11 protein-coding genes are annotated in these 14,645 nt (G+C 35.7%); 4 read left to right on the top strand and 7 right to left on the bottom strand.

The annotated features are described in order from the left end of the window. Together hutG and ACZZZA_RS02560 are read left to right on the top strand one after the other, a co-directional pair. Positions 1–924, top strand: a complete 924-nt coding sequence (gene hutG, locus ACZZZA_RS02565) for a formimidoylglutamase (protein WP_463429654.1) — start codon at positions 1–3, stop codon at positions 922–924. 128 nt (positions 925–1,052) lie between these two features. Then, positions 1,053–2,345, top strand: a complete 1,293-nt coding sequence (locus ACZZZA_RS02560; RefSeq protein ID WP_463429653.1) for an aldehyde dehydrogenase family protein — start codon at positions 1,053–1,055, stop codon at positions 2,343–2,345. A gap of 50 nt (positions 2,346–2,395) precedes the next feature. Here ACZZZA_RS02560 and pyk read toward each other — a convergent pair whose 3' ends face one another. From pyk to ACZZZA_RS02525, 7 genes are all read right to left on the bottom strand, one after another. Further along, positions 2,396–3,841, bottom strand: a complete 1,446-nt coding sequence (gene pyk / locus ACZZZA_RS02555; protein WP_463429652.1) for a pyruvate kinase — start codon at positions 3,839–3,841, stop codon at positions 2,396–2,398. Further along, on the bottom strand, positions 3,834–4,307 hold the full coding sequence (locus tag ACZZZA_RS02550) for an IPExxxVDY family protein (RefSeq protein ID WP_463429651.1): 474 nt from the start codon (positions 4,305–4,307) through the stop codon (positions 3,834–3,836). Before ACZZZA_RS02550 ends, pyk begins: the two co-directional genes overlap by 8 nt. Continuing rightward, positions 4,285–5,049, bottom strand: coding sequence for a ribonuclease III (gene rnc, locus ACZZZA_RS02545; RefSeq protein WP_463429650.1), 765 nt, complete (start codon positions 5,047–5,049; stop codon positions 4,285–4,287). The genes ACZZZA_RS02550 and rnc overlap by 23 nt, the downstream gene beginning before the upstream one ends. Positions 5,050–5,059: 10 nt before the next feature. Next, positions 5,060–6,304, bottom strand: coding sequence for a beta-ketoacyl-ACP synthase II (gene fabF, locus ACZZZA_RS02540; protein WP_463429649.1), 1,245 nt, complete (start codon positions 6,302–6,304; stop codon positions 5,060–5,062). A 31-nt stretch (positions 6,305–6,335) separates the two neighbouring features. After that, entirely contained in the window at positions 6,336–6,575 is a 240-nt protein-coding gene (locus tag ACZZZA_RS02535) for an acyl carrier protein (protein WP_002976354.1), read from the bottom strand. Positions 6,576–6,884: 309 nt separating this feature from the next. Next, entirely contained in the window at positions 6,885–8,660 is a 1,776-nt protein-coding gene (locus ACZZZA_RS02530) for an alkaline phosphatase (RefSeq protein WP_463429648.1), read from the bottom strand. A gap of 19 nt (positions 8,661–8,679) precedes the next feature. Further along, positions 8,680–9,804, bottom strand: a complete 1,125-nt coding sequence (locus tag ACZZZA_RS02525) for an alkaline phosphatase (protein ID WP_463429647.1) — start codon at positions 9,802–9,804, stop codon at positions 8,680–8,682. Positions 9,805–10,081: 277 nt separating this feature from the next. On the opposite strand from ACZZZA_RS02525, the gene ACZZZA_RS02520 reads away from it, so the two are divergent. Both ACZZZA_RS02520 and ACZZZA_RS02515 read left to right on the top strand, forming a co-directional pair. Beyond that, complete coding sequence (locus ACZZZA_RS02520; protein WP_463429646.1) at positions 10,082–12,847, top strand: SusC/RagA family TonB-linked outer membrane protein; 2,766 nt, start codon at positions 10,082–10,084, stop codon at positions 12,845–12,847. A gap of 22 nt (positions 12,848–12,869) precedes the next feature. Beyond that, on the top strand, positions 12,870–14,606 hold the full coding sequence (locus tag ACZZZA_RS02515) for a RagB/SusD family nutrient uptake outer membrane protein (RefSeq protein ID WP_463429645.1): 1,737 nt from the start codon (positions 12,870–12,872) through the stop codon (positions 14,604–14,606). Positions 14,607–14,645: the final 39 nt, after the last annotated feature.

Here is a 14,645-nt window from a genome sequence, read left to right as displayed (position 1 = left end):
ATGAATCAAAATATTTGGCAAGGGAGGTTAGATGGTGAAGAGCTACTTTATCATAGAGTTTTTCAAAGAGTACAGGAAGTAAATGATTATGATCTTATTTCAACTAATGATTTCGTTTTACACGGTTTTGCTGTCGATGAAGGTGTGAAGAGAAACAGAGGCAGAGTAGGGTCGAAAGATGCTCCAGATATTATCAGAAAAAATATGGCTAATTTTCCGGTAGTACTTCCGGATTTTTCCATGCTAGACTTTGGGAACCTTACGTGTGAAGATGAAAATTTAGAAGGCGTTCAATATGAACTGGCAGGAAAAGTTTCGCAGGTGGTAACGAAAGGTGGGAAATCTATTGTTCTTGGTGGTGGTCATGAAGTAACCTATGCGCATTACTCAGGAATTAGAAATGCTTTTCCCGATAAAAAAATAGGAATTATTAATATTGATGCACATTTTGATAACCGCAAACCGGAAGATGAAATAGGAGCAAGTTCAGGAACAGGGTTTTGGCAAATCGCTCAGGAAGAGAATAATTATACGCTGCATATTGGTATTCAGAGAAATTCGAATACTTTAAAATTATTTGATACTGCTCATCATTTGGGAATGAAATACATTCTTGCAGACGAATTGTTTTTCGAAAATCTTCCTTCCGTTTACGAACGTATTACCGAACTTATAGATTCTGTAGACGTTCTTTATCTGACGGTTTGTATGGATGTTTTTAATGCCTCAATTGCTCCCGGAGTTTCAGCAGCGGCATATAACGGACTGTTTACTGATGCTGCCTTTATGCATTTTTATAAACATATTCTGAAAAGTGAAAAGCTGGTTGCCTTAGATGTAGCAGAAGTCAATCCTCAGTTTGATATTCAGGACAGAACAGCCAGATTGGCTGCAAGTCTTGTGAATGAATGGCTGATGATTTAATAAACAGATTTTCTTAATAGAATTTATCATTTTTTTAAAGATCAATAAGGAACGCGTTTTGTTTCCTTACCCTTGCTTTATTCAAAAGCAAAAAATTCACTGTACTGAATTTTTAAATGAAATTAAACATGGAACAATCAATTGAAAATAAACTATTAAAAGCAGATCAGGCTTTTAAAGACTGGAAAACTATACCATTTGCCGACAGACAAAAATTAATTATAAAAGCTGCAGAATTACTTAAAGCCCAATCAGAACAATTTGGTGAAATCATTACAAAAGAAATGAATAAGCCTATTTCTCAGTCAATTTCAGAAGTTGAGAAATGTGCTTTGATGATGGATTATTATGCTAAAGCTGAAAACGTCTTAAGTCCTGAAAAAATTGAGTCTGAATTTTCCATTTCTGAAATTCATTATGTCCCGAAAGGAGTTATTTTGGGAATCATGCCGTGGAATTTTCCTTTTTGGCAAGTCCTGAGATTTGCAATACCGGCAATTTTAGCAGGAAATACAGTTGTCTTGAAGCATGCTTCAATCTGTTTCGGAAGTGGGAATACGATTGAAAAAGTATTTTTGGAAGCAGGTTTCCCCGAAGGTGTTTTTCAGAATTTAGAAGTTGGACATAAAGAAATAAAAGAAATTCTTGAACATCCCGCTATTAAAGGTGTAAGTCTAACCGGAAGTGAAAAAGCGGGTGCTGAAGTTGCATCGATAGCGGGACAAAAAATTAAAAAATCTTTACTAGAGCTTGGCGGAAGTGATGCGTTCATTGTTCTGGATGATGCAGATTTAGATGAAGCCTCAAAAGTAGGTGCTTTGGCAAGACTTCAGAATTGCGGGCAGACTTGTGTTGCGGCAAAAAGATTTATCATCCAGAGAGATATTGAATTTGAATTTCTGCCAAAATTTATCGAAGAATATAAAAAATATGCTCCGGAAGATCCGATGAACAAGAAAACAAAATTAAGCGGAATGGCAAGACCGGATTTAGCAGATGATCTTGAAAAGCAATATCAAAAAGCTTTAGAAAATGGGGCAGAAGCAATTATTCCTTTAGAAAGAATTTCAGCAACAGAATTTAATCCCGGATTGATAAGCGTTAAAGAAGGTAATCCTATTTTGCTTGAAGAATTATTCGGACCCTTGGGAATGATAATGATTGCGAAAGATGATCGTGAAGCTTTAGAAATGGCAAACAATATTCCTTTTGGACTTTCAAATTCGGTTTGGACTAAAAATACAGAGCGTCAGCAATTTTTCATAAATGGCTTGGAATCAGGAACAGTCAATATCAACAGAATGACAAGTTCTGACCCACGTTTTCCCTTCGGAGGAACAAAGTCTTCAGGCTATGGAACGGAGCTTTCATTACTGGCTTTAAAGGAATTTGTGACTGCAAAAACAGTTTTAGGAAAGTAATAAAAAACTCTCGATATTTTTCGAGAGTTTTTTGCTTTATGCCAAAAAGATTAAATTGTTGTTAATCTCAAAGTATTTGTCTTACCACCTTCATAAGATGGTGTTGCATTAAGATTAATCACAAAATCTCCGGTTTCAATGTAACCATGATTGTGCGTCAGCATATTAACCTGAATAATTGTTTCGTCAGTAGATTTGTGCATATCATAATAATAAGCACGGACTCCCCAAAGTAGATTCAACATCGTGATTACGCGCCTGTTTGCACTGTAAACAATAATGTGAGAATTTGGTCTGTGTGCAGAAACCTGGAATGCTGTGTAACCAGAATTGGTTAAAGTAACAATCGCTGAAACGTTTGTGCTTTTTGCAATTCTTACTGCAGCCAGACAAACTCTATTGGTGATAAATCGCTCATCAATACAATTGAAATCTTTTTCGATAGGCTCATTTTTATGTTGATAAAAATTAGTCTGCTCAATATTCTGAACGATTTTTGCCATGTTTTCAACCACCTGTATAGGGTATCTTCCTACAGAAGTTTCACCGGAAAGCATCACAGCATCAGCGCCATCCAATACAGAGTTGGCAACATCATTTACTTCAGCTCTTGTTGGTGTTAAACTGTTGATCATCGTCTCCATCATTTGGGTAGCAATAATTACCGGTTTAGAATAAAACCTTGACTTTTCTACCAATGTTTTCTGAATAGCAGGAACTTCCTCCATCGGAACTTCTACACCTAAATCACCACGTGCAACCATAATTGCATCACATTCTAAGAGAATCTGATCAATATTTTTTACGCCTTCAGGCTTTTCGATCTTAGCAATAATCGGTGTTTTTAATTTTCCTTTTGGATGCTTCGCCATCAATTCTTTCAAATCGATGATATCCTGTGCGTGACGTACAAAAGAAAGTGCAATCCAGTCAACTTCCATGTCAAGCATGAAATTGGCATCTAAGATATCTTTTTCAGTCAAAGCCGGAAGGGAAACGTTTGTATTGGGAAGATTAACCCCTTTTTTAGAACTCAACGGGCCACCTTGAATAGTCTTAGCTTTTACGGTGTCAATTTTATTGGTTTCCAGAACTTCCAAAACTAATTTTCCATCATCAATCAAAATTCTTTCCCCTACATTCACATCCTGAGGAAACTGTTGATAGGTCATGTAAACTTTGGTAGAATCTCCTTCGATTTTCTCGTTGGTAAACGTTAAAACATCACCGGGATTCAGATAAGAACCTTCTTTTACAACTCCCACTCTTAGTTTCGGACCTTGTAAATCGGCTAAAATTCCTACAGAATATCCGTATTCTTTATTAAGCTCTCTGATGGTTTGAATATTGGTACGTACTAAATCGTAATCTGCGTGAGAAAAATTTATTCTGAATACGTCAACACCTGCTTTCATCAATCCTAACATTACTTCCTTTGAAGAGGAAGCAGGCCCAAGCGTTGCGATAATTTTTGTCTTTTTTAAATACTTATTCATAATACTGTATTATTTGATAGAGTTCTTCATCAGAACTCAGATTGTAATCTTGGATTGGAAACACAAGATTTTCAGGCAGCAAAATTACGGAAAAATCAGTGAATTGTTCCGGACTGTGCAGAATATATTCCACTTCTGTCTGATTATTTAATAAAAATTTAATATTCTCTTCTTCTGCGAAGAGCTCAGTTTGTAACTTTTTTTGCTTACTTTCTGAAGATTTGTTTGAAATAAAAGTGAAACACGTTTTTGTAAACTTGTGGTATGCTTCAAATCTTGGAAAATAATAATCATAATAAACACCGTGGAAAACGAGGTCTTTGATTCTTGAAAATTTAAAATCGTTACTTTGATTTATTTTATAAAAAAACTCGTGATCGGGTATATTTTTAGCTAATCTTACCAAACCAATGATAATATCTTCGCATTCTATATCATCGAAATCATACAGTTTTTGGACTTCCAAGTATATTTTCTTTTTTGTTTAAAATGTAAAATGCTCTTTGAGCTGACTTTTCTTCTGCTTTTTTCTTTGATGTTTCTGTTGCATTGGCAATTTTTTCATCACCAAGCCATACATGACAGCGGAAAACAATGCTTTTATTCACCTGAATTTCTTCACAGGTTTCGTACTTTATATTGAGCTTTTTCTTTTGACTCCACTCCAGCAGAAGACCTTTGTAGCTTACAATTTTATTTTCAAGCTTATTGATTTCAGATGGTGTAAGCAGTCTTTCTAACACGATTTTTTTGCAGATATCGTACTGAAAGTCAAGATATACAGCGCCTACTAATGCCTCAAAAAGATTTCCGGCAATATTTTCTCCCAAAGCAACTGGATTGTTGTTTTTTTGTAAAAGATCGGTAAGTTTTAAATCTTCTCCTAATTTATTCAGATTCTTCCTATTTACAATCTTAGATTTCATCTGCGTCATATATCCTTCGTTACTATTAGGATAAGTTTGAAACAAATGACATGAAACAATTGTACCCAAAACAGAATCTCCCAAAAACTCAAGTCTTTCGTAATTACTTTCTTGATTTTTAGAAGAGCTTTTAATAGAAAAAGCTTCACGGTAAAGGTTGATATTCTGAACAGGTGCGCCTAAAATTCTGTTAAGCTCTATGCTCAGAAAATAATCTCTTTCCGATAATACTTTTTTTCTTTGTTTGAGAAGGAATTTAGAAAAGTATTTCTGTAACTCCATTCAGTGATAATTAGATTTTTTTGAATAGAACGCAAGCATTGTGCCCACCAAATCCAAAAGTGTTACTCATAGCTACTTTCACATCTTTTTTTACAGCTTTATTGAATGTAAAATCCAATCGGCTGTCGATCTTTTCATCATCCGTAAAATGATTGATTGTGGGAGGAACAATACCATGAATAATAGCTCCCAGAGCAGCAATAGCTTCAATGACTCCGGCAGCACCCAATAGGTGACCTGTCATTGATTTTGTAGAATTAATCTGAATGTTGTAAGCGTGCTCACCAAATAACTTTGAAATTGCGCTAGATTCTGCCAAATCTCCTAATGGAGTAGAGGTACCATGCATGTTGATATGATCTACTTCATCAGCAGTTAATCCTGCATCTTCTAAACAGTTTTTCATTACTAAATAAGCTCCCAAACCTTCAGGATGCGGTGCTGTCATATGATGTGCATCTGCACTCATACCGCCACCTAATAATTCTGCATATATTGTTGCACCTCGCTTTACAGCGTGTTCATATTCTTCAAGAATGATTGCTCCTGCACCTTCACCCAATACAAAACCATCTCTGTCTTTGTCAAAAGGTCTTGAAGCTGTTTTCGGATCTTCATTTCTTGTAGAAAGTGCCATCATTGCATTGAAACCACCAACGCCACTTGCTGTAACGGCAGCTTCAGAGCCTCCGCAAACAATAACGTCTGCCTTTCCGAGCTGGATCAGCATTTTAGAATCAATTAATGCGTTTGCAGATGATGCACAAGCAGATACAGTAGTATAATTGGGACCGTGGAAACCATATTCAATAGAAATATGTCCAGGTGTGATGTCCGCAATCATTTTAGGAATAAAAAAAGGATTAAATCTAGGAATGTCTGTATTTGCCCACCCCAAAACCTCAGTTTCAAAAGTTTCTAAACCACCAATTCCAGAACCCCATATTACGCCGACTCTGTGTTTATCTACATTGTCTTCCATAATCCTTGAATGAGCAACTGCCTCTCTGGCAGCCACCATTCCAAGTTGAGTGTTACGATCCATTTTTTTGGCGTCTTTCTTATCGAAATGATCCAATGGATTGAAGTTTTTCACTTCACAAGCAAACCTTGTTTTAAAGTTTGTGGCATCAAAAAGAGTAGTCGGAGCGGCTCCGCTCTCGCCCTTTAACAGGCTTTCCCAGTATTCATTCGCATTATTACCGATGGGTGTTAAGGCGCCAAAACCGGTTACAACTACTCTTTTTAATTCCATAAACTTTTTAAATTTTCTTTGTTGAAGAATATTATTTATTTACTACTTCTTCAATATAAGCGATCGCGTGGCCTACAGTAGTAATTTTTTCAGCTTGGTCATCCGGGATTTGAATGTTAAATTCTTTTTCAAATTCCATGATTAACTCAACGGTATCAAGTGAGTCAGCTCCTAAATCATTTGTGAAGCTAGCCTCTGGAGTTACCTCTGTTTCTTCAACGTCAAGCTTATCAGCGATGATAGCTTTTACTCTTGATGCAATGTCTGACATAGTAAATTATTTTTTTAATTGTTAGATTGTGCAAATATATAAAATTCTTTAGGATAAAACATTTTTTTAGTCTTTTTTGTCGACAAGTATGGCTTATTTTATTGTCTCAGACTTTAGTATTTTAGTTTTCAGATGTTTATCATTTAATTTAAATCTGATAGTCCCAATCTATTCTTTAATATTTTAAATTTCAAAACTTTTTAGTTTAAATTTTTATTAAAAATTGAGGTGAAAACTAATTTTTCAGGGTATTATCTTGTGTCTGAATTAATATTTTGCATTTTTATTATGTGTTGTAAGTTTACATTTCTATTTGATTTGTAAAGCCTTTAAAATTTTATGGAAGATCTCGTTGTTTTCATAAACTCCGGTAAAGATTTCTGATTTCGGACCATACGAAAACACAGGAATCATCGTAGCTGAATGATCATCTGTAGTAAAATCTCCTTCAACTGTATTAGATTGAAGATCTCCATGCGGAATGCTGAATCCTCCCGTTTCATGATCTGCGGTAATAACGATCAGTGTTCCCGGATTTTGATCGGCAAACCGGATTGCTTTGGTGATGGCTTTATCAAAATCTATTCCTTCTGTAATGATTGTTCCGGTATTATTGCTGTGACCGCCGCTGTCGATTTGTGCTGCTTCAATCATCATGAAGAAAGGTTTGTTTTTCGCATTTAAAAACTGTAAACCATTTTCAACCAATTCTGAGAGTATATTTCCGCGACCTTTTAATATTGAAGGAACTCCGTTATCAGCAATATAGTATGCTAAACGATTTTCTTTGCTGCTTCCAATATCTTCAGGTTTTTCAGCAATGCTAAATTGCGGTAAAGTTGAGATTTTAGATTTTCCTCCGGCAGCGAAAAAGGTAAGTTTACTTATTGCTAAATCCTGTGTGATTTCTTTTTCCATACTGCGGTCTTTTTGATGGGCATAAAATGCGGAAGGTGTCGCGCCCATGATTTCGTCTGTGGTGATAATTCCTGTATTAAAACCTTTTTTAGATAAAATTTCAGTGAGATTTTCGATTATTTTCCCTTGAGAATCCATCCCGATAAACCTGTTTTTGGTTTTTTTTCCTGTTGCGAAAGCTGATGCTCCGGCTGCAGAATCGGTTGAGAAATTATCTGTAGATGATGTTTTGATTAAGCCTATATTTTTCAGTTGTGTTAAAGTTAATTGTCCTTTATTGGCCAAAACTGATGAAGATATTTGAGACAACCCATTACCATCGCCAATCAGGAGAATGACGTTTTTCACAGGGATATTTTTATTTTCATATAAGAATTTTGGAGTGTAAACTTCTGAGAAAAAATTGTTTCTGAAGGTTCTGTTTTTTATAGTCGAAATATATTCAACGCAATCTTTCGGTTTGTCTGTATTGATATAATCAACATCGGCATTTACAAAAAATTCCCAGGAAGTTTTAGAGTCCGGGATTGCCCAAAAACGAATAGGCTTGTTGAAAGCTTTAGCTTCTTTAATAATGCTTGTTACTTTCGAAAGGTCATCTTCCGTTAATCCGCCTTTTCCATTCCAACTTGAATATTTTTTAAAATTTAAGCTGATCAATGCAACTTTCTCCCATTGTTGAGAACTTAGATTTTGTAATTTTTGATAATCGAATGTGATAAAATCAGGATAAGATGTAAATTCTTCAGGTTTGGGTTGATTTCCTGAAATCACAAAGCTGAAAGTTTTCTGGTTGATGATCTTTGGATGTTTCTGGATCTCAGAAATTATTTTTTGAAGGGTCGTTTTTGCATCTGTTTTAATATCTATTAAAATCTGAATGGGTTGTTGTGGGTTTAATTTAAGTTCAATAGCTTGTTCGATAGGTTTCAGATAGAGATTTGCAAAAGTTCTTTCTCTGGAAATATCTTTTTGATGATGAGCGACAAATAATTCATTATTTTCAAGAAAAACATCTGCTTCTATAGATTGTGCTCCAGATCCTAACGCATACCAAAACGGAATTTTTTGTTCGTAATCGTTGTGAGAATGTGCTTTAGGATTTTGTGCAGAAATTTTTAATCCCAACAAAAAGATACATAATAATTGATATTTAAATGAAATCATACTCTTCTATTTAATTGAATTATTGAAGCTGAACGCCAGCTTTTTTTAAAGCTTCCACAAGTTTGTGGTAAATTGTATTATTGGGATAAACTCCTGAAAACAATTCTTCGCTTTTCCCCATTGCAAACACCGGAACTAAAGCTGCAGTATGTTGATTATCAATAAAATTGATCTGAACCTTCTCTTTGATATTGTTCTCCTTCCCGGCCGAATCTTTTTCCATAAATTTTCCGATGCTTGCCCCTCCGGTTTCGTGATCTGCAGTTACTACAAGAAGTGTGTTTGGATTTTCTTTGATGAATTTCATGACAACGCCAATCGTTTTATCAAAATCCAAAACTTCTTTTACCATCATCTCACCATCTTTTGCATGACCTCCCCAATCGATAAATGAACCTTCAACCATCAGGAAAAATGGTTTTTTATTTTTTGATAAATAATCTAATGCGGTCTGTGTCGCTTCCGGCAGGAAATCACCTCTGCCCTGAACTTTGTTTGGAAGTTCATCCTGCGCCAGTAAATAAAAGTTGTTTTTATTTTGAACGGGTTTAGAAAGTTTCAGAGTATCAATATTATAATTGAGTTTTTTAAAGTCATTTAAAAGATTTTTTCCGTCTGTTCTTTTATTGAAAAACTTCAGACCTCCGCCGGCAAGAAAATTAACATTTGCTTTTACAAGATCCAAAGCAATGTCTTCATGTAAGTCTCTGTCTTTTACATGTGCATAATATGATGCCGGTGTTGCGTGCGTAATGCTCGTTAAACTTACCAATCCGGTTTGATAATTTTTCTTTTGAAGTTGCTCAAGTATTGTGGGTAATGCAATAGAGTCTTTACTTACTCCAATGGCACGTTTGTATGTTTTCTGTCCTGTAGACAAAGCGGTGGCTCCTGCTGCAGAATCTGTAACCCAATCACTGGTGGAAGACGTTTCTGAAAGTCCGACAATTTTAAATTTCTGAAAGTTAGGTTCTGAATCTCCGAAATAGAATGCTGAAGTAACTTGAGAAACACCCATACCATCGCCAATCATAAAAATAATATTAATTGGTTTTTGTGTTTGAGCTTTAAAAAATGCTGTAAAAAGAAGCAAAGAATATAAAATCACTTTTGCTGATTTGGTAATTGTGCAGATAAATTTCATTATCATTAAATTTTTAATATTATAATTAAATTGAAATAAGTGGGCAAAATTAGTTACAAATCTTGTTTCAAAAAGTAGAGTTATACATAGTAAATTCAATGTTAATAGTTAGTTTGCTGATTAAAAGAATACTGTAAAATAAACGGTTAAAAAAATTTATATAAATTTAATTTCTAGCAATATAATTCACATTGTATTAACTTTTTAATATTCATTTGTTAAAGCTTAATTAACATATTCTGGGGTTTGCCAAAGCTAATTTTGCACAAAAAAAAGAATGAAACGTATTTACTTAGTACCTACAGTTCTGATGAGTTGTGTAAGTTTAACATTTGCGCAAAAAAAAGAATCTGACACCGTCAAGGATGAAAGCAAATTGACTGATATTGAAGAAGTAGTCATGATAGGATACGGAAGTCAGAAAAAATCTGATGTCACAGGAGCCATCGGATCTGTAAAGAGTGAAGATTTTAATAAAGGAATGGTTGCCAATGTTGGTCAGTTGCTTCAGGGGAAAGTAGCCGGAGTGAATGTGAGTAATGTAAGTGGTGAGCCGGGGGCTAACCAGAATATTATCATCAGAGGAGTAGGAAGTTTACGTTCAGGAACGACTCCACTTTACGTGATTGACGGTTTTGTAATCGATAACAGCAACACCGGAACAGCTAATAACCCGATGAACTTCATTAATCCTGATGATATTGAATCTTTGGATGTTTTAAAAGATGCTTCAGCAGCTGCAATCTATGGAGCGAGAGGTGCCAATGGAGTTATCATCATCACTACCAAAAAAGGAAAAAAGGGAAGAACTCAGATGAATTTTTCTTCTAATCTTACGATTTCAAATCTTGCCAACAAAATGAATGTTTTTGGCGCAGACGAATTCAGAAGACAGGTAACTGCCGCAGGAGGAAAATTAGATGATATGGGAGGAAGTACCGACTGGCAGGATGAGTTGACAAGGACGGCAGTTTCAGAAAGTGTAAATTTTTCAGCAGCAGGAGCGACAGATGCCTCAAATTATTATGCTGCTTTAGGTTATGAAGATCAGGAAGGAATTCTTTATAACAGTAATCTAAAAAGATATTCTGGTCGTATCAATGTTTCACAAAAAGCATTTGACGGAAGAGTAAACATTGACTTCAACCTCAACGGAGTAAGAACCGAAAATAACAGGCCCAATTCAACAGATGTAGTTTCCAATATGCTTACCTGGAACCCTACATATCCTGCATATACCAATGGTGCACCTACTACTGTTTTTAATAATGGTGCTTTTAACCCCTTAATTCGTCGACAGATTTACAAAGATTTCACAACAAACAACAGAATTTTAGCCAATGTTTCTCCTTCTGTAGAAATTATTAAAGGATTGACCTATAAACTGAATTTAGGGATTGATTATTCTACAGCAGAAAGGGTTATTCAGAATATTCCGAATGCTATTCCTTTGGAAATCGGAACTTTAAACCTAAGCAATTATTCAAATAACAATACTCTTGTAGAAAATACTTTAACGTATAAATTTAAAATCAACAATCATGATTTTAATGTAATGGCTGGGCATTCTTACCAGAGGTTAATGTTGACAGCGAGAGGATGGTACTACCAAAACTTCCCAATCAACGGAATCGAACCGCAATATCAAATTCCTGCTGCAGGTGCAGCGAATCAGACAACATCAATTATTGCCAATAAAAATGAATTGCAGTCTTGGTTTGGTAGAGTAAACTATGACTTTCAGGATAAATATCTTTTAACAGCAACTCTAAGAGCTGATGGATCTTCGAAATTCGGAGCGAATAATAAATACGGTTATTTTCCTTCTGTTGCTTTAGGATGGAATATATCAAAAGAAAGCTTCATGGAAAATGTAAGCACAATCAACAATTTAAAACTGAGAGCAAGCTGGGGTACGACAGGAAACCAGGAAGTTCCTGGTAAAGAGACAAAAAGAAGTTATCGGGCTGATTCCGGCGGAACTGCACAATCTACTTATCCTCTTAACGACAGTGGAAATTATCCGGTAGGAATCTATTTGGTAAGAGCAGACAACCCAGATTTACAGTGGGAGGTAACCAAACAAACGAATATTGGACTAGACTTTGGAATTTTAAATAACAGACTGACAGGTACTGTAGATTTCTTCAACAAAGTTTCTGATAACATTCTTGCGATCATAAACACGGTAGATCCTATATCACCGGCTCCTACGATGTGGAGAAATATCCCGAATATGGAAATCAACAATAACGGTTTTGAACTTTCATTAAACTACAACAGTAATCCGACTAAAGAATTTACTTACAGTATCGGAGGAAATACTTCTTTTATTAAAAATAAAATAAAAAACTCTCCTTATAAGGTGATTTCTACAGGATCAGCTCAAGGTCCGGGAACAACAAACGCTGTTATTAATGGTTACATAAACAATGAAGCCATTGGAACTTTCTACGTAAGAGAATTTTTAGGATTAAGTGAAAACGGTACCAATATCTTCAGAGATGTAGACGGAGACGGAACTGTTACAGATAATGACAGAGTAGCTGCTGGTAGCGCATTACCAGATTTCACCTATAATCTTTATGTAAAAGCAGCTTACAAAAATTTTGATCTAGGATTAAATTTTAACGGAGTTGCCGGAAATATGATTTATAACAACACAGCTTCCACACTGTTTTCAAGAGGAAGACTGGCATTATCAAATAATACCACAGACGTGGCAACACAATTCCCTAACGAAAGTGCAAACAATACCAACGTAATTTCTACGAGATTTCTTGAAAAAGGAGATTTCTTCAGATTAAACAATGCTACTTTAGGCTACAATTTAAATCCTAGAATCTTAGGATTGGGCGAGCATATAAGAAATATAAGATTCTCCGTAACAGCTCAGAATTTATTTGTAATTACTAAATATTCAGGATTTGATCCGGAAATCAATACCGGTATATCTCAGGGAGAAATTCAGTCTTTCGGAATCGATTACGCTACTTATCCTAAAGCAAAAAGCTTTGTATTTGGTGTAAACGTAGCATTTTAATTAATCATTTAAAAAAGAAAAAATGAAAAATAAATTTTTAATCTCTATTCTTAGCGTAAGTGCTTTAGCACTTATAGGGTGTACAGATCTTGAAGAAATGGTTATTGATGAAGCAAAAGATGCGCAAACAGCAACACCTGTTGAATCTTTCGTCGCTCCGGCTTACGGTCCGCTTCCGGATGCATTTACCCATACCAAAAATTATGGTCTTCAGTTGATCAGTTCAGATCAGGCAATTCTTCCTCCAAGAGGGAGCAATAATGACTGGTATGATGGCGGAAAATACATTGAGCTTCACCAGCACACCACTACTACAACCAATGTTGTGGTACAGCAAACCTGGGATGCAATGAAATTAATGCTTTCAAGAACTGTAACTGCCATCGAAAAGCTACAGCCTCTTGCTGCAACAGATGCTAATGCCGCTAAAGCTGTTGCCGAAATGCGCGCATTGAGAGCTTATTATAATATGTTAATGCTCGATTATTGGGGAATTGCGTTTAAAAAAGACTCAACTTCTGAAGATTCTCAGATTCTCAGAAGACAGGAAGCTATTTCTTATATCGAAAATGAATTTCTTGCCGTAGTTAATAATCTTGACAATACAAAAGGTCCGGGAAGAATGTCTCAGGCTTCCGTGAATGGATTTTTAGCACAGCTTTATCTTAACGCAGGGGTGTACAGAAATCCCTATGGGACACCGGCTTTCGCTGCAACAGACATGGATAAAGTGATCGAGTATACGAATAAGGTGATCAATTTAGGCACATTTACTTTGTCTTCGGAATATTTTGCCATATTTGATGATAATAACCATTCAAACAAAGAATTGATTTTTGCGATCGACCAACGTCAGGACCTTAACACATCGCACAACAGATTGGGATACTGGTCATTATCAGGAAGTCAATATCCTTTAGCGGCTTTCCCAAAAGCTAACGGAACAGACGGACCCGCAATAACCTCTGATTTTTACAATACTTGGGTGCAAGCTTACGGAAGCACAGATCCGGCGCAGGCAGATGCGAGATTTTATAAAGAAAACTTAACAGTTCCACAAAATTTACAGAATTTAACAGGAGTAAGTCCGGCGAATGATGCCAATCATTATTTCCTTGTAAACGGTTCTACCTACGAAATCAACAGAGGAATCCAGAGAGGAATTCAGTGGGGATTGAGAAATGCATCCAACGGGCAGCCTTTTCAGACTGTGAGCGGACAATATAAAATTTATCCGATGATTGAACAAAGAAATGGATTTGTAAACTATGTCAATCATACGTTAGCAATAGATCTTGAAAACCCAAATAACAAAGATTACACCGATGGTTACAGGGTTTCAAAATACCAGTTCAGCAGAACTTCAGACACCGGAAGAAACAGAGGGAATGCCGATATTGTGCTTTTACGTTTAGCTGATATTTATCTAATGAGAGCCGAAGCTCAGTTGAGAAAAGGAAATTCTGGAGCAGCATTGGCTGATGTTAATTTGGTAAGAGCATCAAGAACTGCAAGACCTGCAGTAACACCTCCTGCATTAACTTCAATTAATCTAGATTTACTTTACCGTGAAAGAGGTTTTGAGTTTTACTGGGAATATTCTAGAAGAACAGATATGATAAGATTTGGGCATTACGAAGATACTTATACATCAAAAACCAATGCTGATGTGAGAAAAAGGCTTTTCCCAATACCTCAGTCTGCTATTGACGGAGCTTCAAGCGTACCGGGTTATCTTGTACAGAATGAAGGATACTAAAACCTATTTTAATTTTACTTATTTATACTTTCAAAGAAA

Source organism: Chryseobacterium sp. AC405b, from assembly GCF_979258685.1.
The sequence above is the reverse complement of the archived record's forward strand: the minus strand, read 5'-3'. Positions and strand labels throughout refer to the sequence as shown.

Excerpts from the sequence above, each read along its gene's own strand:
- hutG (WP_463429654.1), top strand. The coding sequence starts at position 1 with ATGAATCAAAATATTTGGCAAGGGAGGTTAGATGGTGAAGAGCTACTT.
- ACZZZA_RS02560 (WP_463429653.1), top strand. The coding sequence starts at position 1,053 with ATGGAACAATCAATTGAAAATAAACTATTAAAAGCAGATCAGGCTTTT.
- pyk (WP_463429652.1), bottom strand. The coding sequence starts at position 3,841 with ATGAATAAGTATTTAAAAAAGACAAAAATTATCGCAACGCTTGGGCCT.
- rnc (WP_463429650.1), bottom strand. The coding sequence starts at position 5,049 with ATGGAGTTACAGAAATACTTTTCTAAATTCCTTCTCAAACAAAGAAAA.
- fabF (WP_463429649.1), bottom strand. The coding sequence starts at position 6,304 with ATGGAATTAAAAAGAGTAGTTGTAACCGGTTTTGGCGCCTTAACACCC.
- ACZZZA_RS02535 (WP_002976354.1), bottom strand. The coding sequence starts at position 6,575 with ATGTCAGACATTGCATCAAGAGTAAAAGCTATCATCGCTGATAAGCTT.
- ACZZZA_RS02530 (WP_463429648.1), bottom strand. The coding sequence starts at position 8,660 with ATGATTTCATTTAAATATCAATTATTATGTATCTTTTTGTTGGGATTA.
- ACZZZA_RS02525 (WP_463429647.1), bottom strand. The coding sequence starts at position 9,804 with ATGAAATTTATCTGCACAATTACCAAATCAGCAAAAGTGATTTTATAT.
- ACZZZA_RS02520 (WP_463429646.1), top strand. The coding sequence starts at position 10,082 with ATGAAACGTATTTACTTAGTACCTACAGTTCTGATGAGTTGTGTAAGT.
- ACZZZA_RS02515 (WP_463429645.1), top strand. The coding sequence starts at position 12,870 with ATGAAAAATAAATTTTTAATCTCTATTCTTAGCGTAAGTGCTTTAGCA.